We start from the raw sequence: 23884 nt of genomic DNA, 5'->3' as shown, positions 1-23884 counted from the left end.
CTGACCGGGTAGTTGAGCAGTCAGGCGAAGGAAAAAAAACGGCCCTGTCCAACCAGCCGCTGCCTTATCGCCTTCCCCTGCACTCTCTCCTTCTTTCTTATGGCTGACGTACGCGAAAAAACGGGGCCGCTGGCGGTGCTGGGAGGGACAGGCTTGTTTCTGCTCTTCGAGACGGGGGCATACTACCTGCTGCGCTTCGCCACCTCGGGCCTGGGCATGGCCGACCAGATGCAGCCCGAAAATACCATTGTGAGCAACTGGGTGAAAACGGTGGTGTTCCTGCTGCTCCACCTCACGCTGATCGTAGCAGGTGTGCTGCTGCTCAGCAACCGGCTGCCGCGGCGGTTCCGGGGGCAGCTGATGGGGTGGTTCTACCTGGCGCTGCTTATGGGCTTTGTGCTGCTGTGGCCGCTGCTGTCCTGAGGCGAGGGGCGTAAAAAAGCCACTGCGGCAACGCAGTGGCGGGTGAAACAGGAGCCGGTCGGTCCCGGCAGTATGGAGTAGCGGCGGCTAGCGCTGCCGGATGTCGATTTCGCGGGGCTCGTCGTTGGCCGCGTACGGAATGCGCACCAGCAGTTCCTCCCCCTCAAACACGGCATCAATGCGGGCGGCGTTGAGGCCGGCGGGCAGTTGCAGGGTGCGCGTGAAGAGCGGGGCCGCGAGCTTGTCGCCGGACTGGTGCCGGAATTCGGCGAATATGGTAAGCTGGTCCTCGTTGAGGACCACATGCAGGTTGTCGGGCGAAACCGAAGGGGCGGCTACGCGGATAATCACCCCTTTCTCGCGCTTATCAATGCGTAACCGGGCCTGCGCGGTGCCTCCTCCCAGCGTATTAAGCAGGTTGAGTTGCGGGGCGATGGTACGGATGAATTCTTTGCTGATCAGGTTCATAACTAGTGGTCCTTTCTGTGGGTAAGGTAGCGGCGGTATTTCAAAAGCCGTACCAGACCCACGGTAAGGCACCCAAACAGGGGGCTGTGTCAGAAAGTCGGGAGCAGGTGCTACCTTGCCTGCTGAAACCGTCATAATGTCTGCTTTGGACCGGTCTTGCCTTGTGCAGGGGCCGTATCGGCGGAGAAACGGGTGTTGCCGTACCCCGCCGTATTCGCACAACTTCTACTATCTGCTCCCATGATACCCCGCCCTTTCCACACCACCCGCACGGCCCGCTACATCAGTCTGGGCGAACCCGGGGCCGATATTCAGCACGTGTGGTTCTGCCTGCACGGCGAGGGCCAGCCGCTGGGCGATTTCGCGGCCCAGCTGGTCAACTTCGATACGCCGGAGCGGCTGCTGATTCTGCCCGAAGGCCTCTCGCGCTACGCCCTGCCGGCTCCCATTGCCGCTACGCCCACTACCGCCGCCACTTGGTTTGCCCCCGACTCGTTGCTGGCCGACCTGTCCGACCTGACGACTTATCTCGACGAGCTGGCCGCCCAGGTGCTGGCCCAGTGCCCCGAGGGCGTGCCCGTAACGGTGTTCGGCTACGGCCACGGGGCCGCAGCGGCCTGCCGCTGGCTGGCCGGCGGCCGCACCCGCTACGACCGGCTGCTGCTCTACGCCTCCATCTTCCCGCCCACCATCGACCGCCGGGCCACGCTGGTGGGCTTGCCCGAACGGCCGGTAACGCTGATTTCCACGACCACGGAGGCCTTTACGCCCGAAGCAACCGGCGAGGCCCTGCTCCAGGATATGCAGGATGCCGGCCTGAAAGCCCAGCTGCGGTATGTGTCGGAAGGTCCGCTCACGCTGGCCGCCCTGGGCACGGTGGGAAAATAAGTCTTTTCACAGGCCGAGAGCTGCTAGACGGTCATTCCCAGGATGCTTCCCGAGTTGTTCAGACGTTTAAGCCGCGTAGCGCAAATGGCGTTTCAGGCGGTTGAGCGGAAACTCGATGAAGTGCCAGGAGGCCGCGCTGAGCAGCAGCAGCACTGGCGTGAGCACGAGCAACGTGGGAAGCGGGCCGAGCAGCGTGAGGCGCCACGACGACCCGGCCGGCCACAGGAAATACACCACCCGCTGCCAGAATACCGGCAGCATCAGGTGGTAGAGGTACACGCCGAAGCTGCGCTGGCCCAGCCACAGCAGCAGCGGGTGCAGCAGTCCAAGCCGCCGGGCGGCCCCGGGGTTGTGGAGCAGCCAGGCCAACGAGAGAAAAGCCGCCCCGGCCCCAACCGTTGGAAACACCATCACCCAGATGTCGCCGCCGCGCAGCGAGTGCAGCCCGGCCCAGAGCGCCCACCACCCGGCCCAGGCCAGCAGCACGTAACGGCCCCGGGCCACCCGGCCCAGGGCCGGCGTGTGCTCCAGCAGGCGCAGCAGCGTACCGGCGGCAAACAGGTCGAGCGAGGCGGGTAACAGAATCAGGCCGGCGCCCGCTGGTACGAGCAGGCCCCAGCCCACGCGGAAGGCCAGGCCGGCCGCCACCAACGCCAGCAGCCACCGGACGCGCTGGCCCGTTACTGCCAGCAGGGCGGGCCAGAGCAGGTAAAACTGCTCGTCCACGGCGAGCGTCCAGAGGTGGCCGCACCCTTCACCCCAGCGGCCGAGGGAGTAGAAAAGCTGATTGGCCGCCGGCAGCAGAAACCAGAGCGGATGCTCCCGGATGGTAGCCAGCGGCAGCAATGCCCCCAACGCCAGGGCGCAGTAGTAAGGCGGAATGATGCGCAGTACCCGGCGCAGGTAGAAGGTGCCCAGCCGCCGGTGCCAGGCCCCCGGAGCCCCCGGGTACACCTGCTGCCGCCACACGATGCCCGCAATCAGGTAGCCGCTGAGCACGAAAAAGGTCATGCGGCCCATTTCGCCCATCATAATGGGCGGCATGGCCCAGTGCTGCACCACCACCACCCACACGGCCAGGGCCCGCACGCCGTTCAGCTCGGGGCGGTACGTAAGGGGCGTGTCGGCAGGCAGGGGCATAGGCAGGCAGCAGCAGGTGGGGGTGCAAAGTACAACGCCGGCTGCGGCCTTCGGCCCGCTCAGCCGAACAAAACCAGCAAAATCTGTCGTATGATACTACCCGGACCTCAACCGTGTATCCCATGCCTGATTTCGACCTGACCCAGCTGCCCAGCCGCGCCCCCAAGGAGTTTCACAAAGCCAGCATCAAGCGCGAGCTGAAAAAAATCCGCCAGGAGCTCATTGAGCTTCAGAACCGCTTCTACGCCGCTAACGGCCACAGCGTGCTCATCGTTTTGCAGGGCATGGATGCCAGCGGCAAGGATGGCCTGATCCGGCGGGTGTTCAGCGGCATCAACCCCCAGGGCGTGCGGGTGTACTCGTTCAAGGAGCCCACCGAGCGCGAGCTGGCCCACGACTTCCTCTGGCGCATTCATCAGCAGACCCCCGCCCGGGGCATGATGCAGGTCTTCAACCGCTCTCACTACGAGGACGTGCTCATTACCCGGGTAGAAGGGCTGATTGACGACAAAACGGCCCGGCAGCGCTTCAGTGCCATCAATGCCTTCGAGGAGCTGCTCCAGCAGGCCGGTACCACGGTGCTCAAGTTCTACCTGCACGTGTCGGAAAAGGAGCAGCGGGAGCGGCTGGCAGAACGCGTGACGGACCCCGCCAAGCACTGGAAATACGAAGCCGGCGACGAAAAAAAGGCCGGCCAGTGGCCCGCCTACCGCCAGGTGTACGAGGACGTGTTCCGCCAGTGCAGCCCCGCCAGCTGCCCCTGGCACATCGTGCCCGCCGACCAGAATTGGTACAAAGCCTATGTTGTCGCCCAAACCCTGCGCGACGCCCTAGTCGCCCTCAACCCGCAGTACCCGAAGGGCAAGGTGATGAAACAGAAAATGTCATCCTGAATGCAAAGCAGGACCCGGCAAGAAGCGGCCAGCCAGCCTCTTTTCGGGTCCTGCTTTGCATTCAGGATAACGGGGGTAATCCGGACTGAGCATCAGGCCATCAGGCCTTCTTCTCGTTCTTATCGGCTTCGCCGACGTCGCGGCCGAAAAGCTGGCGACCCTCGGCGTCCAGGGCTTCGCTGATCTGGCGGAAGCCATTGCGCTCCAGTACGCGCCGGGCTACCGAGTTGGCGGGCGTGGTACGCGCCGTGAGGTAGCGCACCATATCCGTATCGGCGGCGTGGCGTACCAGGCCGGCCACCAGCTCGGTGCCCAGGCCCCGGCCATGCCAGTCCTGGGCCATCGAAAACCCGATTTCGGCCGTGTCGTCCACTGGCGGGCCGTGGAAGCCGCCGGCCCCGACGAGCGTGTTGGCGGAGACTTCCGCGCCGGCCCGGAGCAGCGCGTACCAGCCGTACCAACCCGCCGCGTCGCGGCCGCCGGCCGTGAGCCGATCCAGGAAATACTGCTGGGCTTCCGCATCGTATTCGCCGGGTGGCCAGTGAGCCGGCAACTGGGCTCCCAACAGCACCGGAAAATACTGAGGCTTTGTGGTTTCGGCGATGAGCAGGGCCCGGCTGGCGGCAACCAGCGTGAGCCGGGGAGTATAGGTGATGAGTGGAATCATGGAAAAAAGATACGCGGTTGGTCGCAATTACGCCCCTCTTCCCCGCCCGGCGCGTTGGAGGCGAGGGTAGAACGGCGCGGCTATGCTACTGGTCCCTCGCCGTGCTCGTTGCCCCGGCCCGCCCCCGATCCGCGCAAGGGCGGTGGGCCTAGCGCGCCGTTACGGGCTGGGCTTCGAGCAGGCTGAGGTGGTGGTCGACGCAGGCCAGCACATCGCCGACGGTGCGCATGGCTTCCATTTCGGCGTCCGTAATTTCAATGTGAAAGCGGTGTTCGAGGTTGATGGCCAGTTCCACGAGGTCGATGGAATCCACTCCGATATCCTCCTGCAAGCGGGTGGCGGGAGTGATGACGACGGCGGGGTTGCGGCGCTTCCGATGAAGCATCCGCTCAACCTGGTAGCGAATGAGCTGTTCCATAAGTGCGAAAAAAAAGCAGAAACAAAAGAAAAGCGGGGTGAATCCTGCAAACAGAAATTACTCAACGCTGGGGAGTAGCACTGTAGTATCCGGGGGCGTGCCGGTTGCCAGGGTGGCCACCGGAGTCTGGGGCGTGAGCTGGTCGCCGGGGCGGGCCGTTGAGCGGGTAACAAGTCCGTCGGCGGGGGCCGTTACGAACACGAAGCTGAGCATCGGTACCAGGCGGGCCAAATGGGCCTGAGTGGTGGCCAGCTGCTGGCGGGCAGCGATCAGCGCGGCGGCCGACGCGGCGGGCTGCCGGGCCAGTAAGGCCGCGTAGGCCCGCTGCTGCCGGCTGAGTCGGGCGCGTTGCTGCTGCTGTTGCACGCTCGGAATTTTTTCCAGCAGCTTGAGCAGCACCTGTCCTTGGCGCACCTGCTGGCCCTCGTGCACGTACACCTCGTGCACCCGGCCGGCCTGGCCGGCGAAAACGGGCGACCCAACCGCCGGGGCAGCATTTGGCGCGTGAATGAGGGGGCGGAGCTGGGAGCCCAGGGTCGCGTCTGAATCTGCCAGTACGGCGGTGGGCGTTAGCCAGAGAGGCAGTATGGCACTGCTGACCGCGACGAAAACGACAAGCGTTACGCCAAGTAGTTTTTTCATGAGAAAGAAATCGGCTGGGCCGGGTTGGTCGCCAGTAGGAGGGCCGGCCAGGAGTTTCCGCCGCATAAGGAAAGCGCGGGGCGAAAAGCGGTGAAAAACAGACAGTAACCAATTTGGTTACATTTCGGAAGAAATGAAAAGGCTAACCCGGGTTTCCGGGGCAGCCCGCCAGGCGCTGGCTTAGCTCCTGGGCCACCTGGGCCACCGAAACGGCCGCCAAGGCGGTACGCATGGCCTCAATGGCCGGCCCGAACAGGCCTTCCAGGGTTTCCTGCATCACCCGTCCCAGGTCGCAGTGGGCATTGGGGTTGGTGCTGCCCACCTGAAACAGATCGGGTTCGGTATCCTGCATGGCCCGGAACACGTCGAGCAGGGTGATGTCGGTGGCCGGCCGGGCCAGCAGCGTGCCGCCGCCCGCGCCCCGCTGGCTCTGCACCAGCCCGGCTTCGCGCAGCGTGCCCACCAGGCGGCGCACCACCACCGGGTGGGTGCCCGCACTGCCGGCCAGCACCTCCGACGAAACCGGCTGCCCCTGGGCATGCGCCAGGTAGGCCAGAATGTGGGTTGCAACGGCGAAACGCGTGTTCATGAGCTGGTAAGTAACAGAAGCGGTTACAAAGGTACGTACTATAAAGGTTGTGTGCAACCGTTTTGTTTTGGTCCGCCTGAAAATAAGGGTAGGAGTACGCCATAGAAAAGGGGCGCAGCATCAGTGCCACACCCCCTCGCCGACGATTCATCGCCCGAAATACCTTACAGACCCCGGGATTTATTGGTGCCCGGGGTAGGGGCTTGTGCCCGCCCCTACCCCGGGCGGCTCGTTTCCGCTATTCCTGCCAGGTGCCGAACTTGCCGGCCTGGTAATCGGCGTAGGACTGCCGGATTTCGGCCTCGGAGTTCATCACGAAAGGCCCGTAGGAAACGATGGGCTCGTTGAACGGCGTGGCGTGGCCCAGCAGTAGCACGGCATCGTTGGTCAGGGCTTCGGCCTGAAACTCGTCGCCGTCGGCGTTGAACTCCACGAGGCGGCGCATCCGCGTTTCCTGGCCGTTGATGCGCAGGCGGCCCCGGATGAGGTAGCAGAAAATGGTGCGCTCGGCCGGAATCGTGAGGTTCAGGCGGCCACCCTGATGGAAGTTGATGGTGGCCAGGCTCATATCCGTGAGCGGCCGCACAGCCCCGACGGTGCCGCCCCACTCGCCGGAAACGGCATGAATAGTTACGCGCCCCTCATCGAGGGCAACGGCCGGAATGTCAGCCTCCTGGATCCCGATATAGTTGGGCTCCGTCATCTTCAGGCGGGCAGGCAGGTTCACCCAGAGCTGCAGGATTTCGAGTGGCCCGCCGGCGCGTTTGAACTCGTCGGAAGAAATTTCGGAATGAATCAGGCCCCGGCCGGCCGTCATCCACTGGATGCCGCCCGCTTCAATCACGCTCTGGTGGCCGCCTGAATCCTGGTGCATGATGTCGCCGGCCAGAATGAATGTAACGGTTTCGAAGCCCCGGTGGGGGTGGGGACCGAAAGGCAGGCCCTGGTTGTGGGCCGGGTACACCTGCGGGCCGTGGTGGTTGAGAAACAGAAACGGGTCGAGGTGGCCGACCGAGCTGGTGGGCAGGGCGCGGTAAGTCGTCAGGTCGGCTATGGGGGCGTTCTGGGCCTGGTGCAGGGCTTTGATGGTGCGCATATTGGGGGTGTAGTAGTTGTCGGCTGTTGATTGTCAGTTGCCAGTAAGGTTAACGAGGTAACCAAAACATCGGCCGCCGCTTTTGTTATGAACCCTTCCGGTTCGATACCGTCATGTATGACAGCGGTCAACTGACCACTCAAAACCGATAAGATAACTGAACACTCAACACGAATGATCCATCTTTTTCAGCCCTTCACCCAGCGCGGCATCACGCTCCGCAACCGCATTATTATTTCGCCCATGTGCCAGTACAGCAGCCCCGGCGGCTTCAGCACCGACTGGCACCTGGTACACCTGGGCTCCCGGGCCGTGGGCGGAGCTGGGTTAGTGCTGCTCGAAGCGGCCGCCGTGTCGCCCGAGGGCCGCATCACCCCCGACGACCTCGGCATCTGGCAGGATGAGCACGTGGCCGGCCTGCGCCGCATCACCGATTTCATGCGCGACCAGGGCTGCGTAGCCGGCATCCAGCTGGCCCACGCCGGCCGCAAGGCCAGCCACGCCAGCACCTGGAAAGGCAGCCAGGCCCTGACCCCGGCAGCGGGCGGCTGGCGCACCGTAGGCCCCAGCGCCCTGCCCTTCACCCCCGCTGAGCCGACGCCCCAGGCCCTCGATGAAGCGGGTATCCGGCAGGTAATCGAGGATTTCCGGCAGGCCACCCGCCGGTCGGTGGCGGCGGGGTTCGAGGTGATTGAGGTGCACGCGGCCCACGGCTACCTGCTCCACGAATTCATGTCGCCCCTGAGCAACGAGCGCACCGACCAGTACGGCGGCTCGTTCGAAAACCGCGTCCGGCTGCTGCTGGAAGTGGTGGCGGCCACCCGTGCCGAAATGCCCGGGGAGCTGCCGCTCTGGGTGCGCATCTCGGCCACCGACTGGACCGAAGGCGGCTGGACCGGCGACGATTCGGTGCGCCTGGCCGCACTGTTAAAGGAGGCCGGCGTGGACTTGCTCGACTGCTCGACCGGCGGGAACGTGGCCCAGGCCGATATTCCGGTAGCTCCCGGCTACCAGGTGCGCTTCGCCGAGCAGGTACGCCGCGAAACCGGCCTGCCCACCGGGGCCGTGGGCCTGATTACCGAAGCCCAGCAGGCCGAAGACATCCTGGCTGCCGGCCAGGCCGATGTGGTGCTGCTGGCCCGTGAATCGCTCCGCGACCCCTACTTCCCGCTCCACGCCGCCCAGGAACTGGGCGTTGAGGTGGAGTGGCCCAAGCAGTACGCACGGGCGAAGCGGTAGAACGACGTCGGGGCGGGGCTTCGCTTCGCTGTCCTGCGGTTACCCCCGCCCGTCGTTCGTACCAGGTCAACGGTTTGGTTCTGGCGGCAGGCGGGGGCTTGTCCCCGCCCCGACGTTGTTTGGTAGCAATTGGCGGGTTCCAGCTTCGCCAATGCCCAACATGCAACCTTTCTACAGCGGAGTGCGACGTTACGGCAAGACCGTACGCTCTATCTTTCTGAATGAAAAACCTTTCCGCTCCTCACCGGGCCGGGGCGGCAGCGCTGCTGCTGACCCTGGCCGGCTGCGCCACCTCGCAGCCCGTTGCCACTACTAACCCCGCCACCGCCGCCACCGCTGCCCCGGCCGCTCCCCAGGAGTTGGGGCCGGGCCGCAGCATCAACCTGGCCGATATCGACCGCTCGGTGTCGCCCTGCGAGGACTTCTTCCAGTTTTCGGGCGGCAACTGGCTGCGCAACAACCCGGTGCCGGGCTACGCCTCTAGTTGGGGTCCGCGCAACCTGCTGAACGACCGCACCCAGGCCACGCTGCGGGCCTTGCTCGAAGATGCGGCCGCCGACCCCAGCGCCACGCCCGGCAGCAACCGCCAGAAAGTAGGCAACTACTACGCCTCCGGCATGGACTCGGTGGGCCTGGAGCAGGCGGGCCTCAAGTACCTCAAGCCTGAACTGGCCCGCATCAACGGCCTGAAAAGCCTGGCCGACGTGCAGGCTGAAATGGCCCGCCAGCAGACGATGGGCACCGGGGCCTTCTTCCGGGCCGGCGTATCACCCGACCGTAAAAACAGCGCCCAGTACGCCGTGAGCATGAGCCAGGGCGGCCTGAGCATGCCCGACCGGGATTACTACCTGAAAGACGATGCCCGCTCGCTGGCCGTGCGCACGGCCTACGTGCAGTATCTAACCAACACGTTTAAGCTGCTGGGCGAGAGCGAAACCGCCGCCAGCGCCAAGGCTAAGGCCGTGCTACGCCTGGAAACCAGGCTGGCCGCGGCCAGCAAGGACCGCGTTTCGTTGCGCGACCCCTACGCCAGCTACAACAAGATGACGGTGGCCGAGGCCGACAAGCAGTTCCCGAACATGGCCCTGCCCACGCTGCTTAAGCGCAACGGCCTGGGTGCGGCCCAGGAGGTGATTGTGGGTCAGCCGGAGTTCTTCAAGGAACTCAGCAACGTGCTGAAACAGACGCCGCTGGCCGACCTCAAAACGTACCTCAGCTGGCAGTTGGTGTCGTCGGTGCCCACGGCGCTGCCCAAGGCATTCAGCGACGAGGCGTTCCGGTTTGCCCAGGTGCAGAGTGGGGCCAAGCAGCAGCCCACCCGCTGGAAACGGATGCTGGGTGCCACCGACGGCACGCTGGGCGAGGCTTTCGGGCAACTCTACGTCGACAAAGCCTTTCCGCCCGCCGCCAAGCAGAAGGCCCTGACGATGCTGGCCAACATCCGCGAGTCGATGGCCGAGCACATCCAGACCAACACCTGGATGAGCGAGCCCACCAAGCAGGAAGCCCTGAAAAAGCTGGCCGCGCTGCGCGTGAAAATCGGGTATCCCGACCAGTGGAAGGACTATTCGGACCTCACCATCAGCCGCGAATCGTACCTGAAAAACGTGCTGGCCGCGCGGCAGTGGAGCTATCAGCAGAACATCAAGAAATACGGCGGGCCGATTGACCGCACCGAGTGGAGCATGACCCCGCCCACCATCAACGCCTACTATAGCCCGCCGATGAACGAAATCGTGTTCCCGGCTGGCTACCTCCAACCGCCCTTCTTCGACCCCGAAGCCGACGACGCCGTAAACTACGGAGCCATCGGGGGGGTAATGGGCCACGAAATGACCCACGGCTTCGACGACTCGGGCCGGCAGTACGATTCGCAGGGCAACCTGCGCGACTGGTGGACGCCGGCCGACGCGGCCGAGTTCACGAAGCGCGCTGGCGTGGTGGGCACTCAGTACTCGGCCTTCTCGCCCCTCGATTCGGTGAACGTGAACGGCAAGCTCACGATGGGCGAGAACCTGGCCGATTTCGCCGGCCTCACCATCGTGTACGCCGCTTTGCAAAAGCAGCTCGACCAGCAGTACGGCAAGGGCAAGCGCCCGCTTATCGACGGCTTCACGCCCGAGCAGCGCTTTTTCCTGAGCTGGGCCCAGTTGCGGCGCACCAATATCCGCCCCGAGGCCCTGCGCCAGCAAATCCTCACCGACCCCCACTCGCCCGGCCAGTACCGCACCATCGGCCCGCTCATGAACATGCCTGAGTTCTACCAGGCCTTCGGCTGCCAACCCGGCCAGAAAATGGTTAGGACCGATGCCGACCGGGCGGTTATCTGGTAATGAACAGAAGCTAAAAACTAGCTCCCCTCCTCAGATGAGGAGGGGTTGGGGGTGGTTGATGATGGAGGAACGGTTGCTAGTTCTAAAACTAGTGGCTAGTTGACGTTCACACGTCGTCAACCACCCCCAACCCCTCCTTTCCAAGGAGGGGAGCTAGCTCTAAAAACATCAACCCACACTCCACATTTCCCTTCCCACCTATGACCACTCAACGTACCTTCCTGCTTACCCTGGGCACCGCTACCGGCCTGGCTTTGGGCGGTTGCGCGGCCAGCGCGCCGGCCACAACGACCACCACCGCCCCGATGGCCGAGCCTACCGCCCAACTCGGGGCCATAATGCCCGGCGTGGGCCTCGATCCGGCGAACATCGACCAGTCGGTGTCGGCCTGCGACGACTTTTTCCAGTACGCTTCGGGTACCTGGCTCAAGAACAACCCGATTCCGGCGGCCGAGTCGCGCTGGAGCTCCTGGAACGGCCTCATCAACCAGAACGAGGCCGTGATGCGCCAGATTCTGGAGGAGTCGGCGGCCAATACCACGGCGGCGCGGGGCTCGAACCTGCAAAAGGTGGGCGACTACTACGCCACGGCCATGGACTCGATGGCCATTGAGAAGGCCGGTTTGAAGTACCTGCAGCCCGAGCTGAACCGCATCAACGGCATCAAAAACCTGAAGGACCTGCAGAACGGCCTCGTGCGCGCCCAGCAGGTGCAGACCCGCTCGGTGTTCGGGTTGGGCGTGGCCCAGGACCGCAAGAAAAGCGACGAGTACGCGCTGTACCTGAGCCAGGGCGGCCTGACATTGCCCGACCGCGACTACTACCTCAAGGACGATGCCCGCTCGAAAACCATCCGGGCTGCGTACACCACCTACCTCACCAACACCTTTAAAATGCTGGGCGACAACCCGGCCATGGCCGCCAAAAACGCCGTGACCGTGATGCGCCTCGAAACCCGGTTGGCCAAGGCCAGCAAGGACCGCGTGGCCCTGCGCGACCCCTACACCAACTACAACAAGATGACGGTGGCCGAGGCCAGCCAGCAGTTTCCCAACCTGAACCTGCCCGCCATGCTGCCCGCCCTTGATCTGGCTTCGGCTAAAGAGGTGATTGTGGGCCAGCCGGAGTTCCTCAAGGAAGCCAATGCCGCCCTCAAGCAGGAACCGTTGGGCGACTGGAAGACCTACTTGCGCTGGCACCTCGTGTCGTCGGTTTCTTCGGCTTTGCCGAAAGCTTACGTGGAGGAGTCGTTCCGTTTTCAGCAGGTCCTGAGCGGGGCCAAGCAGCAGCAGCCGCGCTGGAAGCGGATGCTGCGCGCCACCGACGGCTCGCTGGGCGAGGCCTTCGGGCAGCTGTACGTGGACAAAGCCTTCAAGCCCGAAACCAAGGTGAAGGCCCAGCAGATGGTGGCCAATATCAAGGAGGCCATGGGTGAGCACATCAAGGGGCTGGAGTGGATGAGCCCGGTGACCAAGGAAGAAGCCATGAAGAAGCTCAACTCGTTCACCGTCAAAATCGGCTACCCCGACAAGTGGAAGGACTATTCGGCTCTGAATATTTCGCGCGAGTCGTACCTGAAAAACATGCTGGCCGCCCGCGAGTGGGAGGGCAAGGACAACGTGAGCCGCTACGGCAAGCCGATTGACCGCTCGGTCTGGGGCATGACGCCGCCCACGGTAAACGCCTACTACAACTCCTCGCTCAACGAAATCGTGTTCCCGGCCGGCATCATGCAGCCCCCGTTCTTCGACCCGAACGCCGATGACGCGGTGAACTACGGCGGTATGGGCGCGGTCATCGGCCACGAAATCACCCACGGCTTCGACGACCGCGGCCGCCAGTCGGATGCCCAGGGCAACCTGCGCGACTGGTGGACCAAGGACGACGCCACCGAGTTCACGAAGCGCGCCGACATGGTGGGCGCCCAGTACTCGGCCTTCCAGCCCCTGGATTCGGTGTTCGTGAATGGCAAGCTGACCATGGGCGAGAACCTGGCCGACTTCGGCGGGCTGGCCCTGGCCTACTCGGCCCTCGAAAAGCAGCTCCAGCAGAAGTACGGCAGCACCCCGCCGCCCCGCTACGACGGCTTCACGCCCGAGCAGCGCTTCTTTTTGGCCTGGGCCCAGGTGTGGCGCACCAACGCCCGCCCCGAATACCTGCGCCAGCAGGTGCTCACCGACCCGCACTCCCCGGCCCAGTTCCGCACCAACGGCCCGCTCATGAACATGCCCGAGTTCTACGAGGCCTTCGGCTGCCAGGAGCAAGGCAAGATGGTGCGCGCCGAAAACCAGCGCGCCCGCATCTGGTAGGTTGAGGAGTGTGGATGCTGTGCACTGTGCTATCAGAACACTGCGGGCCTCTGCGTTTCCCTCTGCGCACCTCTGCGGCAACCTGACGTTGAGCGCTATCCGAAGGGCCTCTTTGCACACTGCATAAACTTCTCACACAAATAGAAAGGCCGCCTACTCCACGTAGGCGGCCTTGTTGCGTTCAGTGTCTCGTCCGGGTATATGTTGACACCTTTTGGGAAAAGTGTCAACATATACCCGGACGAGACAATCAGGATAAAAAGGGTCGATTACCGCCGGTCACCGGCCCTTTTTGGGTGGTTGCGGCACAAACTTTGTGAGCTGCGGCGGCCATGCTCTCCTTCCCTTCCTTCCGTCACACGGCCTTCGGCACCAGCCTGCTTTTGCTGCTGGGGCTGGCCGCGCCCAGCGCCAAAGCCCAGAACGCGCCCGCCGCACCCACCCGCCAGACTACCGGCCCCAGCCTGTACTTCCTCGACGGGCAAGCCTCCGATCAGCAAACCATCAACCAGCTCAACCGCCGCACCATTGCCTCCGTCAACGTGGTGAAAGGCCCGGAAGCCGTCCGTATCTTCGGGGCTACGGCCGCCGAGGGCGTGATGATCGTGGTGACCAAGCGCAACGTGGGCTCCGAAGCCGTAGCCGAATTCAACCGCCGCTACGACATCCGGCCGGTAGAAACCCCCACTCCCCCAACCCCGCCCGCCCGGCCCTGAGCCCCGGCACGCGCACGGTACCCGGATGACTCGCCTGAATTCTTCGGTCGGAGAGGAGTCAGATACAATTATGTGTAGAGGAAAATGCCTGAGCATCAGGCGATAAAAGTGGCAGTGTTTCCTGGCCAACCAACGCAATTTTGATGAGGACCGTATGGGGTATACTAGCTGCCCCGCGCTCCGGCGGAGCCCCTTAGCTGCTGCTTGCATGACTTCAACCACGCTTGCCGATTTCCTCGACCTCTCCCACCGCCCCGATCTGGGCATCATGACGGCCCGTTGGTTGCGGCCCACGGCTTCGCACGAGTTGCGGGCCGGCTACCAGGAGCTGCTGCGCTACGCCAGCACCTGCGACACATGCTGCTGCTGGCTGATTGACTCGCGCCGCCGGGTGGAAGTGGACTCCCGCGACGTGCATTGGCTGACCGACGAATTTTATCCCACCCTGCGCCGCCACCTCCAGGGGCACGTGTACCTGGCGTTTCTGGTAGCCCCTTACCAGCTCGATGATGTGCGCGACGAGAGCCTGCCCGCCCTGCCCCATACCCACGGCGTCTATTGCTCGCTGAACCAGTTTACCGATGAAGGAGAAGCCGTTCGCTGGCTTTGCTCGCGGCGGTAAGCACTTCGCTGGTTGCTACTTGCTATCCTTTGCCACGTTGGTGGTGAAGGATTTTTTATGCTTGAGGTTTTTCCGGTGTGCTGCTCAAAGTATTGTGTTTATAATATGTTTAACTATTTCAATAAATCATGAGTAGCTACATGGTATTATAGTGGAATAGAACAATTGTTTATGGTGAATATTTGATGTGCAAACTATTCCTGGAAAGTTCAATTTTTATCTTTGATACCTTTGGTATACATTCATTACTAGTTAAATACCCCTGAGTTCGGCGGGCGGTATTAGCGGTGTTGTTCATCCTCTGTTCTCTTAATTTCCTTCCTTATGTTCAAAAAATTACTCTTGCTGATTTTGGCTTTTACGATGTTGCTGGTGCCCGAAGACGCCCTGGCCACCCATTCGGGCCGCCCGGCTGCTACTTCGGTCGGGGCGGAGGCCCTCACCACGGCTTCCCTGTTTCGGCGTAGTGCCAAGCGCGGACGCCCCAATTACGCCGCTTACCGGGGCAACAGCCGCCACAAACTCAAAAAGCTTGGCCCTGTTCGCCGCTGGAAACTCTACCTCAAAGCCAAAAAGCGCCGGAGCAACCGCGTACCCAGCGTGAAAGTAGGCGCGCCGGTTCGTAGCACGAAGAAATAACGTGCTGTCCGGTGCCTGCCCGTAGAAACGACCGAAGCCGCTCCCGTTGCCGGGAGCGGCTTCGGTCGTTTCTACGGGCAGGCACTGCTTACTAACTAAAAGCCCTGCTCCGCGTTATATTAAGGAGTCCGGCCGCGTTGGCGCGCCATCTGGTCCATCCGTCACGAGGTTTCCCTGGTTCCGACTGCTGCCCGTCAGCGGCCGGATTTGGTGCGTCTGATCGGCCGGACTGCCTTTTTTGTTGTCAACCCTCTTGTCCCTTACCCATTGTTTATGAATGAAATCATCGAAATCCGCCATCTGCGCCCCCAGGATTACGAAGCCATGAAAGCCGCCATGCTGCGGGCCTACCCCCGGATGGGCTCGTACTGGCGCGAGGAGTCGATTACGCGGCTGCTGGATTTGTTTCCCGAGGGCCAAATGGTGGTAACGGTGAACGATAAGGTGGTGGCTGCCGCCCTATCCATCGTAGTGGAGCGGGCCAAGTTTTCCGACGAGCACACCTACGAGCAGATTACCGGTAAATATACTTTCAGCACCCACACGCCTACCGGCGACACCCTCTACGGCATTGAAGTGTTTGTAGACCCCGAGTACCGGGGCCGGCGGCTGGCCCGCCGCCTCTACGAGGCCCGCAAGGAGCTCTGCGAGCGGCTCAACCTGCGCGCCATTACGTTTGGCGCCCGTATTGCCGGCTACCACGAACATCAGAGCACGCTCTCGCCCAAGGAGTACGTGCAGAAGGTGAAGAACCGCGAAATCGTGGACCCGGCCCTCAACTTTCAGCTAGCCAACGATTTTCATCCGGTGCGCGTGATCCGCAACTACCTGCCCGGCGACGATGCTTCCGGCGACTATGCCCTGCTCATGGAGTGGGACAACATGCTCTACCACGACCGGCCGGCCAGTGCCGCGGCCCCCAAAACCCAGGTGCGCCTGGGCCTGGTGCAGTGGCAGATGCGCCTCTACGACGGCCTCGATGACCTGTTTCAGCAGGTGGAGTACTTCGTGGATGCGCTGGCGGCCTACCGCGCCGACTTCGCCCTGTTCCCGGAGCTGTTTCACGGCCCGCTGATGGCCGAAACCAACGAGCTGAGCGAAATCGACGCCATCCGTAAGCTCAGCCAGTTCTCGCCCGAAATTCTGCGCCGCTTCACCCAGCTGGCCGTCAAGTACCACATCAACATCATCACCGGCTCGATGCCCGAACTGGCCGCCGATGGCCAGCTGATGAACGTGGGCTACCTCTGCCGCCGCAACGGCACCACCGAGCGCTACGAGAAAATCCACGTGACCCCCAACGAGGCCAAGTACTGGGCTTTGAAGGGCGGCTCCCGCCTCCAGACCTTCGACACCGACAGCGGCCGGGTGGGCGTGCTGATCTGCTACGACTCGGAGTTCCCGGAGCTGGCCCGCCTGCTGGCCGACCAGGGCATGGACATCCTGTTCGTACCCTTCCTGACCGATACCCAGACGGCTTACTCGCGGGTACGACACTGCGCCCAGGCCCGGGCCATCGAAAACGAGTGCTACGTGGCCATTGCCGGCTCGGTGGGCAACCTGCCCCGGGTAAAAAACATGGACATCCAGTACGCCCAGTCGGCCGTGCTCACGCCCTGCGACTTCGCCTTCCCCAACACCGGCGTGAAAAGCGAGGCCACGCCCAACACCGAAATGATTCTGGTCACCGACGTGGACCTGTCCATCCTCGACAAGCTCCGCCAGCAGGGCAGCGTGCAAAACCTGCGCAACCGCCGCCACGACGTGTACAAGCTCAGCTCGGCCGAGCTGATGCCCAAGCATTAGCAGGGGAGCAGGTAAAAGGAGTGGAGTAAAGGAACTGTCATCCTGAGCTTGCGAAGGATCTTCTCACGTCTGCACAAGTCGTTGTTCTGGCTGTGCTGGCGTAAAAAGATCCTTCGCAAGCTCAGGATGACAGTTCCTTTACCCCAACCACCCTACTCAACCACCCTACTCAACCAACTATACCCCCCGGCCAGTCGTACCTAATGATACGGCTGGCCGGAGTGCTTTTGGGCACCCTGCGCGGGCTTCTTTTTCCACCCTGACTCCCTGCTTCATGTTCCGATTCCTGACCCTTGCCCTGCTGCTAACCGGCCTGAGTGCCGGCGCGGCCCTGGCCCAGAACCGCGCCCCCGTTACGCCTACCCGCCACCAGCCGGCCGAGCGCATTAGTCCGGTGCCCGGTGTGGTGCTGCCCACCGGCGCGAGCCAGGCGGCGGCCGAGCCGCTGCCGGTGCCCGTAGTGGAGCCCAATGCCCGGCTGGCTATGCCCTATATGCCCTCAGGCCAGGTAATCGTCGATTCGGTGCAGGTGCAGCCCGCTACGCCGGCCCCCACGACCCGGCCCTTGCGCAAGCGTGGGCGCAGCAACCGCCAGTAGCCGGCCCGCCGACATCAGCTGAGCCTGCATCATACAAACGCCGCCCCGGCTCGATTGAGCCAGGGCGGCGTTTTTGCGGGGCCAACGGACGGTGCCGGGCCTACTTGATAACGGTTTTGGTGCCGTCCTCCGACTTCATTTTCACGGTGCCGTCGTCGGCGTCGCGCTTTACTACGTTGCCGTTGGCATCCTTTACTTTGATGTCGCCATCGGCCTGCTTCACGATTTTGCTGCCGTCGGCGCCTTTGATGGTGGTGCCGGGGGCCAGGTCTTCGGCGCGTTCCATGGGGGTTTCGGCGGCGGGAGGCGCGGTGGTGGCGGGCTGCTCCTGGGAGCAGGCGGCCAGCAGGCTCAGGGCGGTAGCACTGGCCAGTAACAGGGGACGTAGGTTCATGAGGCAGCGAAAAAAGGAGGAGCAAAAGCGGCCGGTAGAGCCGGCCGCCGGAATACCGGACTATCTACGCAGGTGCCGGCCGAAAGGCTACCGGCTAGCAACGAGTCCGGCGCGGGCTGTGGCCGAAGCCTCCGCCGGCCGGCGGCAAACTTTGCGTATTTTTGTCGCCTATTCTGCCCCATGACCGCCGGCCAAGCTTCCGACCTTCTTCAGCTCACCTACCGCCCCGACCTCGACCTGCTGGTGGGCCGCTGGAGCTACCAGCCCGACCCGGCGCTGCTGCCCGCCGCCTACGAGCTGCTCACCGCCCGGGCCCTGGAATCCGGCTGCTCCTACTGGCTCCAGGACATTCGCCGCCGCGCCGCCAACGACCCCGCTATTACCCGCTGGCTGCTGGCCGAATACTTCCCCGACATGGCCCGCCGCCTCAACGGCCGCCTACGGGTAGCCTACCTCACCGGTCCCGCCCTGCTGGAACAGATTGTAGCAGCCCCCGATTTCGTGCCCGCCAAAGACTATGCGGGCAAAGCGCACGCGGTGGCATTTTTTGGCGACGAGGGCGCGGCCGTGGCCTGGCTCCAGGAGCAGCGCGGGTAGCCAGGGACAAAAGCTGCCGTATGGGCACTTCGTACCGGACGGATCCATCCGCAACCGCGCGCGCCATGCTCGGTATCAACCAACACCCCGACCAAAACGGACCCGAGCGTCGCCTCGAAGGTACCCTTACCCAGGCCCCCTACAGCGGTTTTTGAATGCGTGAGCGGGCTGGAGAGACGCGACACTTCGGGTTTGCTTGTTGTCGGGTTGATGTTCAACGTGGAGACACGAAGTGTCGCGTCTCTACTACCCGTTCATCAGCCTGAAATTTGCGCTAAGAGCCGCTCAACCCCGCCCTTGAAGAGCAGATTGCCCGCTGGCAGACGCGCTACTGGCCAGCGGATGCCCCTCACTCTTGCTACCGCCACGCCGCCCGCGCTCCGGGCAGCTATAAAGCGCGCTTTCCGGCCCTGGAACGATTGCCGCCGGAGCGCCTTCGTCAACGATAACGCTGGCCGCCCCCGTTCATCTTGCCTGGTAGTGTACGTCCTGAGCGGATGCCCACGCTTTCCGGCCGTCGGGGTATCTTGCCACCTCGTTATGCCTGACGGTGCCCAATCAATAAGATGAAAAAGTATCTGCCAAGTATCGTTTTTATGGCCCTGGCGGCCACTGTGCCCCTGTTGTCGGCCTGCGGCGACAAAGCCACCGATCCGGTGGTGGCTACCCGCACGGCTACGCTCAGCGGTATGGTGGGGCCTGCGGGGGCGGCGGTAGCGGTAACGGCAACCGCCGCCGGGGGCCAAGCCACGCGGGTTGCGCCCGATGCCGGTACCGGGGCTTATGCCTTTCCGGGCCTGCCCACCGGGGCCTACACGCTCACGTTTGAGCCCGCGCCGGGGTACGCCGCGCCCGCCCCGGCCACCGTGACGCTCGGGGCCAGTGGCACCAACGCGGGCACCACCACGCTGGCGGCGCTGCCCGCCGGCATCACCTACCGGGCCAACGGGGTGGCCGTTTCCACCACGTTCTATTCCACGCAGGTGCTGAGCGACAGCCGCATTATTACGGTGCTGGCTGACCCCGGCGGCCCGAATGAGCGCACTATTCAGCTGCTGCTCGATGGTCTGGTTCCCGTGGTCGGCACCTACTCGCTGGTAACGCCCGAAAACTCGGCCCGCTACACCGGCCCCGATGCCGTACCATATTCCTCCAACTACATCCGGACCGGGAGTGCTACCGAAGGCACCCTGGTTATTACGGTCGTTAACGCCGCCACCCATCGGTTTTCGGGCACCTTTCGCTTCGTGGGCAACAAGGTTTTCGGCCCGGCCAGCGCCCCCGACACCGCCACCATCACCGAGGGCATCCTGACCAACCTCGGCTACTAACGCCACCCCGTTCGTTGCCCGGCCCGTCGGCTGGCACCGGGCGGGGTGGGACGGCTGAGGCCCGATGCGGTAGCGGCAGTAAGGCCCGTTGAGCAGCCCCCAGGCCCCCGCCCCAGAGGAAGCAGTACCGCGCAAATCCGTTGCCCGACTAGCGGTTTTGTCATTCCGACGCAGGAGGAATCTGAGTAGAGTCATCGAACAGGCAGTTCAACGATTTTACCCAGATTCCTCCTGCGTCGGAATGACAAAACCGCTAGTCGGATAGCCTTCTATACGGTACGCGCTTCGCTCGTCGCGTCGCGGATGCTAGTAGGCGGTGCCGTACTTCTTCTGGTAGAAGCCGTGGGTGGGGAGGGCAGCCAGCAGTTGCTGCACGGCTTTTAGACGCTCGGGGCGGGTGGCGGGCAGGCGGTAGCTCTCATTTTCGCGCTCAATCCCAAACTCGGGGAAGCAGGCGCGGCCCGCATCGTCCTCGTGCTCCTCGGCCAGGTAGCCCTTCACGTACTTGAGGCTCTTACCGAGCTGCCGGTCCAGCTCCTGGAGCCGGCGCGACTGGGGCGTGCGCTGGTCGCCGGCGGCATCGGCAGCGTCGCGGCCCTGGGCGAAAGCGGCGGCCAGGGCCGTCAGCTCGGCCTTGGAGAGCCAGAGCAGGGCAGTAGCTCGGAGGCGGCCCAGGCGCGGGCGGCGTTGGTGGCCAGTGCGGCCAGCGGCCCGGCGCTGGTGGGCCGCTGCCCGGTACGGGATTTAGCAACCGGAGCCGCGTTCGGCCCCTCAGGGGTAGGAGGTAACTATGGAGCAGTTCCGCCAATGACAAACGCCCAGTGCGTAAGTCCTGATCCAATATCCAGGCAGCCACGCAGGGGCGGCCCCGAGGATGGGCGGGGGCCGATGGCACGCATGGGGAGGGGGGTATGGGACAGAGTAGGTATGGGACAAAAATCTTTGTCCCATACCTACTCTGTCCCATACCCCCCTGTTGGCTAACTGGCGCGGTACTTCCGGGTCGCCGAAACGCAGGTATTAAGGCCTGCACCCCCGGGCCTATACACTTCCTGAAGTGGGTACGCCTCCCGGGAGGTTAGGCCTCCCTTGTCCGAACGAAAAATGCCGCCCGGATTTCTCCTGGCGGCGCGGTTCCGGCTTGCCGCACGGCGGCAGGAGCAGGACAGCCTCTACCTTGAGGTTGGTCACGAGTCGTGCTTCGCTAAACTCGCGTCAGATGGATTCCGCCCATACACCCCTGGGGCGGTTACGAATACGAACACCCCGAACAGCGCCTGCTCCAACAAACTCAGCGGCACCAGCCCCGCTGCCGGCGGCCCGAAGTAGCCGGCCACATACACGTAGCTGTTCACGCTGATATCGGCCGCCATAATAGCCACGGCCAGCGGTAGGCCCAGGCGCGGCCGCCACCACACCAGCACCGCCGCCAGCGGGTCGAGCAGCGTCAGGGCATCCCAGAACACCCCAATGCCCACCGGCACCGGCGAGGCCAGCAGCCCCCGCCGCAAAATACCCGCCGCGTGGGTGTAGGTCCCAATCAGGAAGCAAGCGGAGTAGATGGCCAGCACCACCCGCACGGGCCAGGGGTAAGACGAAGCGGAAGCAGTTCGGTAGCGCACGGCGGCAAGGTAGCAGCAAACGCCCCAAACGCCCACCAGCCGCTACCGGGGGCGGCAGCGGCTGGGAGCTTCAAAAACAGACGCCACCGCAGAGGGACGGTTTCCCAGAACGGAATCAATGCTTCCAGGTGACAGAGGATTACCCGACTGCTTCTACCGATGAATCAGTAACTGCTCCCGCGATAATTCCAGGTAGCTGTGCCACTGTGGCGCCTTGGTCAGCTGGGGTAAGTACTGACGAAACAGGTTCACCAAGTCGTCGGTGCGCATGTTGCCCGTCGAAACCAGCAGCAGCTTGTAGGGCCGGCCGTGCAGGATAAATGAGTTGACGAAATCAGCGTCCTTGGTAATCACGACCCGGCTTTCACGCACCGATAAGTCGTTGATGCTCTCGTCGGCTGTGTTGTTGGCGGCGGGCAGGTCGAAGGTGTGCAGGGCGTCGAAGCCCGCCTCATGGGCCAGCCAGCGCGCCAGATGCCGGGGCAACTGGGCATCTACCAGCACCTTCACCAGCGAGGGCGTCATCAGGAAGCCAGACGGTAGAAGGTTTTGGTTTTGAGCAGCTCCGCCGCGTAGGCCTGGCAAGCGCGGAGGTCGGCGGCTTCTAGGTCCTCATAATCCGCCAGAATCTCCGCGTCCGTCATCCCGGAGGCCAGCAGTTCCAGCACGTTCTGCACCGGGTAGCGCAGCCCCCGCACGGTAGGCTGGCCGTGGCAGATGGCAGGATTGACGGTGATGCGGGCGAGCAGGTCAGACATAGAACTAAAGTACTGATTCTAGGTGGATATGCGCCCGACGTCATCCGGTGCAACGCCCCCAAACGCCAACCAGCCGCTACCGGGGGCGGCAGCGGCTGGTGCCATTATGTCACTGCATCGTTTTTGGCGCAATTATGGTGAAATCACGTATAAATTAACCTTTGTTTATGGATTTTACAAAATACTTTGCTGGCGGCGCCATTCTAAGCGCTGTTGTAGGCTTTTGGGATAAAATTAAAGCAGTCTTATGGCGTATAGTCAGTCTCTTTATTCAACAAGTAGAAATTCCAACAGCCGGAATGCAGGCAGCTCTTACTACCTACTTAATCAATAATTATAAATTTTCTAGAGTATACGACAAGGTTTACGGTGCTGTAAACGAGAGTCGTAGAGATGGACGGTATGGTTTAACTCCATATGAATTGTATGGGCAGCGCTCCATAATCTTTTGGAATGGTAAATGGCCTTTTTGGTTTTCTAATAATCAGAACAATGATGGTAAGAACCAAGATTCTCATCATGATCATGTTTACGAGCACAATTCTTCTACTACGACCATTACATTCCTGCGTGGCACTCTTAACGTAGATTTTATCATCACCGCAGCATGCAAAGCCAAGAACGATGCGACTTGGCGTATCAGCCAAGATGGAATTGAAGAATCTCGCTTCACTATTTACTACGTACCAGAAAAGCGCGAAACCCAAGATGAGTATACCCCAACCTCTGACGGATTACCTTGGTATGAGCAAGCAAAATATCGGTTAGTAGGTATTGATTCCAACGCTCTTGGAAGAGCTTCTGTCTCCACGGGTAAAGCGCTGGATAATTTGATATTTCCTAAGAGGATTAAAGACTTGATAGGAGAAATTGAGCGCTGGAATAAAAGCAAAGAATGGTACCAGAGCAAGAATATTCCTTGGAAAAGGGGGTGGTTACTGTATGGGCTTCCTGGCACAGGAAAGACAGCATTAGCTAGGGCTTTCGCGGAGGACATGCATTTGCCAATTTATGTATTCAGTTTAGCTCAGTTAGACAATGCTGGTTTGATGAAGGCTTGGGCAAAGATGCAGGTTAACACTCCTTGCATTGCATTGATTGAGGACATGGACAATGTTTTTCACGGCCGAGAAAATGTTTCCCGTCGTTCTGTAGGTTTTATGCCATTCGTCCAATCTTCAAATACAGAAGAGGGTGAAGAGAACAACACCCAAAACGGCCCCTTGGCTCCTCTCACATTTGACTGCCTACTTAATTGTTTAGATGGTATTGAAAAAGCTGGTGGAATCTTTACTATCATCACAGCTAATGACTTATCGAAAATTGATAGCGCACTTGGTATTCCTGGTAAAGCTGCTGACGGAGCTAGTGAAGTTATTTCTACTCGGCCAGGTAGAATTGACAAGGCCATTGAATTGGGCTATATGGAACCGGAGGACATGAGAATTATGGCTTCACGCATCTTAGATGGTTACGACAGTGAATTTGCGGCCATGATCGAATATATCGAACGGCAAGATTTTAAAAAAGAAACTCCTGCTCAATTTCAAGAACGTTGTGGTCAAATAGCTCTTGAAAGCTACTGGCGAGAGCAGGAGCTAGAGCGGGCAGCTATTTTGACACCAACTCAAGGTGACACCAGAATTAACCAACTATCAGCAATGAACAACTAATCATATGAAAAGGGGGCTGCCTT

The 23884-nt window shown here is 62.1% G+C and carries 26 protein-coding genes; 14 read left to right on the top strand and 12 right to left on the bottom strand.

Translation table 11 applies throughout. The annotated features are described in order from the left end of the window. Window positions 1-99 precede the first annotated feature (99 nt). Window positions 100-423, top strand: a complete 324-nt coding sequence (locus tag D0T11_RS07255) for a hypothetical protein (protein WP_119655116.1) — start codon at window positions 100-102, stop codon at window positions 421-423. Window positions 424-510: 87 nt separating this feature from the next. Here the strand turns inward: D0T11_RS07255 and D0T11_RS07250 are convergent, their stop codons facing one another. Next, window positions 511-891, bottom strand: a complete 381-nt coding sequence (locus D0T11_RS07250) for an Hsp20/alpha crystallin family protein (protein ID WP_182888293.1) — start codon at window positions 889-891, stop codon at window positions 511-513. Between the two features lie 240 nt (window positions 892-1131). Between D0T11_RS07250 and D0T11_RS07245 the strand changes: the two genes are divergently transcribed. Next, the gene (locus tag D0T11_RS07245; protein ID WP_119655114.1) at window positions 1132-1779 is read left to right on the top strand and encodes a phospholipase; all 648 of its coding nucleotides are present in this window, start codon (window positions 1132-1134) and stop codon (window positions 1777-1779) included. Window positions 1780-1845: 66 nt separating this feature from the next. Here D0T11_RS07245 and D0T11_RS07240 read toward each other — a convergent pair whose 3' ends face one another. Then, window positions 1846-2919, bottom strand: coding sequence for an acyltransferase family protein (locus tag D0T11_RS07240; protein ID WP_119655113.1), 1074 nt, complete (start codon window positions 2917-2919; stop codon window positions 1846-1848). 122 nt (window positions 2920-3041) lie between these two features. Here D0T11_RS07240 and D0T11_RS07235 point away from each other — a divergent pair, with 122 nt between their 5' ends. Further along, window positions 3042-3812 (top strand): PPK2 family polyphosphate kinase, encoded by a 771-nt coding sequence (locus D0T11_RS07235; RefSeq protein WP_119655112.1) that lies wholly within the window; start codon window positions 3042-3044, stop codon window positions 3810-3812. Window positions 3813-3912: 100 nt separating this feature from the next. Here D0T11_RS07235 and D0T11_RS07230 read toward each other — a convergent pair whose 3' ends face one another. The 5 genes from D0T11_RS07230 to D0T11_RS07210 form a co-directional block, all read right to left on the bottom strand. Continuing rightward, the gene (locus D0T11_RS07230) at window positions 3913-4479 is read right to left on the bottom strand and encodes a GNAT family N-acetyltransferase (RefSeq protein WP_119655111.1); all 567 of its coding nucleotides are present in this window, start codon (window positions 4477-4479) and stop codon (window positions 3913-3915) included. A gap of 148 nt (window positions 4480-4627) precedes the next feature. Continuing rightward, window positions 4628-4897, bottom strand: coding sequence for a phosphopantetheine-binding protein (locus D0T11_RS07225; RefSeq protein ID WP_119655110.1), 270 nt, complete (start codon window positions 4895-4897; stop codon window positions 4628-4630). A gap of 57 nt (window positions 4898-4954) precedes the next feature. Beyond that, window positions 4955-5539, bottom strand: coding sequence for a biotin/lipoyl-binding protein (locus tag D0T11_RS07220; RefSeq protein ID WP_182888292.1), 585 nt, complete (start codon window positions 5537-5539; stop codon window positions 4955-4957). Window positions 5540-5681: 142 nt separating this feature from the next. Next, on the bottom strand, window positions 5682-6128 hold the full coding sequence (locus tag D0T11_RS07215; protein ID WP_119655108.1) for an Rrf2 family transcriptional regulator: 447 nt from the start codon (window positions 6126-6128) through the stop codon (window positions 5682-5684). 238 nt (window positions 6129-6366) lie between these two features. Then, window positions 6367-7224: a pirin family protein gene (locus D0T11_RS07210; protein ID WP_119655107.1), complete on the bottom strand. Its 858-nt coding sequence runs from the start codon at window positions 7222-7224 to the stop codon at window positions 6367-6369. A gap of 174 nt (window positions 7225-7398) precedes the next feature. On the opposite strand from D0T11_RS07210, the gene D0T11_RS07205 reads away from it, so the two are divergent. The 8 genes from D0T11_RS07205 (at window position 7399) to D0T11_RS07170 (ending at window position 17486) form a co-directional block, all read left to right on the top strand. Further along, the gene (locus tag D0T11_RS07205; RefSeq protein ID WP_119655106.1) at window positions 7399-8463 is read left to right on the top strand and encodes an NADH:flavin oxidoreductase/NADH oxidase; all 1065 of its coding nucleotides are present in this window, start codon (window positions 7399-7401) and stop codon (window positions 8461-8463) included. Window positions 8464-8684: 221 nt separating this feature from the next. Continuing rightward, window positions 8685-10796 (top strand): M13 family metallopeptidase, encoded by a 2112-nt coding sequence (locus tag D0T11_RS07200; RefSeq protein ID WP_119655105.1) that lies wholly within the window; start codon window positions 8685-8687, stop codon window positions 10794-10796. 200 nt (window positions 10797-10996) lie between these two features. Beyond that, complete coding sequence (locus tag D0T11_RS07195; protein WP_119655104.1) at window positions 10997-13105, top strand: M13 family metallopeptidase; 2109 nt, start codon at window positions 10997-10999, stop codon at window positions 13103-13105. Window positions 13106-13437: 332 nt separating this feature from the next. Beyond that, window positions 13438-13821 (top strand): hypothetical protein, encoded by a 384-nt coding sequence (locus D0T11_RS07190; RefSeq protein WP_119655103.1) that lies wholly within the window; start codon window positions 13438-13440, stop codon window positions 13819-13821. A 208-nt stretch (window positions 13822-14029) separates the two neighbouring features. Next, complete coding sequence (locus tag D0T11_RS07185) at window positions 14030-14443, top strand: hypothetical protein (protein ID WP_119655102.1); 414 nt, start codon at window positions 14030-14032, stop codon at window positions 14441-14443. 324 nt (window positions 14444-14767) lie between these two features. Further along, window positions 14768-15082, top strand: coding sequence for a hypothetical protein (locus tag D0T11_RS07180; protein ID WP_119655101.1), 315 nt, complete (start codon window positions 14768-14770; stop codon window positions 15080-15082). 273 nt (window positions 15083-15355) lie between these two features. After that, window positions 15356-16888: a bifunctional GNAT family N-acetyltransferase/carbon-nitrogen hydrolase family protein gene (locus D0T11_RS07175; RefSeq protein ID WP_119655100.1), complete on the top strand. Its 1533-nt coding sequence runs from the start codon at window positions 15356-15358 to the stop codon at window positions 16886-16888. A gap of 274 nt (window positions 16889-17162) precedes the next feature. Then, window positions 17163-17486, top strand: coding sequence for a hypothetical protein (locus tag D0T11_RS07170; protein ID WP_119655099.1), 324 nt, complete (start codon window positions 17163-17165; stop codon window positions 17484-17486). Between the two features lie 100 nt (window positions 17487-17586). Here the strand turns inward: D0T11_RS07170 and D0T11_RS07165 are convergent, their stop codons facing one another. Further along, on the bottom strand, window positions 17587-17880 hold the full coding sequence (locus D0T11_RS07165) for a hypothetical protein (RefSeq protein ID WP_119655098.1): 294 nt from the start codon (window positions 17878-17880) through the stop codon (window positions 17587-17589). Between the two features lie 180 nt (window positions 17881-18060). Here D0T11_RS07165 and D0T11_RS07160 point away from each other — a divergent pair, with 180 nt between their 5' ends. Beyond that, window positions 18061-18477 (top strand): hypothetical protein, encoded by a 417-nt coding sequence (locus tag D0T11_RS07160; protein WP_119655097.1) that lies wholly within the window; start codon window positions 18061-18063, stop codon window positions 18475-18477. A gap of 566 nt (window positions 18478-19043) precedes the next feature. Further along, window positions 19044-19808 carry a DUF6252 family protein gene (locus D0T11_RS07155; protein ID WP_147374561.1) on the top strand — a complete coding sequence of 255 codons (765 nt, stop codon included), beginning with the start codon at window positions 19044-19046 and terminating at the stop codon, window positions 19806-19808. 306 nt (window positions 19809-20114) lie between these two features. Here D0T11_RS07155 and D0T11_RS07150 read toward each other — a convergent pair whose 3' ends face one another. The 4 genes from D0T11_RS07150 to D0T11_RS07135 all read right to left on the bottom strand — a co-directional run bounded on the left by D0T11_RS07150 (window position 20115) and on the right by D0T11_RS07135 (window position 22188). Next, window positions 20115-20309, bottom strand: a complete 195-nt coding sequence (locus D0T11_RS07150) for a hypothetical protein (protein WP_119655095.1) — start codon at window positions 20307-20309, stop codon at window positions 20115-20117. 686 nt (window positions 20310-20995) lie between these two features. Next, window positions 20996-21430 carry a hypothetical protein gene (locus D0T11_RS07145; RefSeq protein ID WP_147374560.1) on the bottom strand — a complete coding sequence of 145 codons (435 nt, stop codon included), beginning with the start codon at window positions 21428-21430 and terminating at the stop codon, window positions 20996-20998. A gap of 153 nt (window positions 21431-21583) precedes the next feature. Further along, the gene (locus D0T11_RS07140) at window positions 21584-21955 is read right to left on the bottom strand and encodes a DUF5615 family PIN-like protein (protein ID WP_220473707.1); all 372 of its coding nucleotides are present in this window, start codon (window positions 21953-21955) and stop codon (window positions 21584-21586) included. Next, window positions 21955-22188, bottom strand: coding sequence for a DUF433 domain-containing protein (locus D0T11_RS07135; RefSeq protein WP_119655093.1), 234 nt, complete (start codon window positions 22186-22188; stop codon window positions 21955-21957). Before D0T11_RS07135 ends, D0T11_RS07140 begins: the two co-directional genes overlap by 1 nt. 167 nt (window positions 22189-22355) lie before the next feature. Between D0T11_RS07135 and D0T11_RS07130 the strand changes: the two genes are divergently transcribed. Then, window positions 22356-23861, top strand: coding sequence for an AAA family ATPase (locus D0T11_RS07130; RefSeq protein ID WP_119655092.1), 1506 nt, complete (start codon window positions 22356-22358; stop codon window positions 23859-23861). Window positions 23862-23884: the final 23 nt, after the last annotated feature.

The organism is Hymenobacter rubripertinctus (assembly GCF_003583925.1).
GTDB classification, from domain to species: Bacteria; Bacteroidota; Bacteroidia; order Cytophagales; family Hymenobacteraceae; genus Hymenobacter; species Hymenobacter rubripertinctus.
The sequence above is the reverse complement of the archived record's forward strand: the minus strand, read 5'-3'. Positions and strand labels throughout refer to the sequence as shown.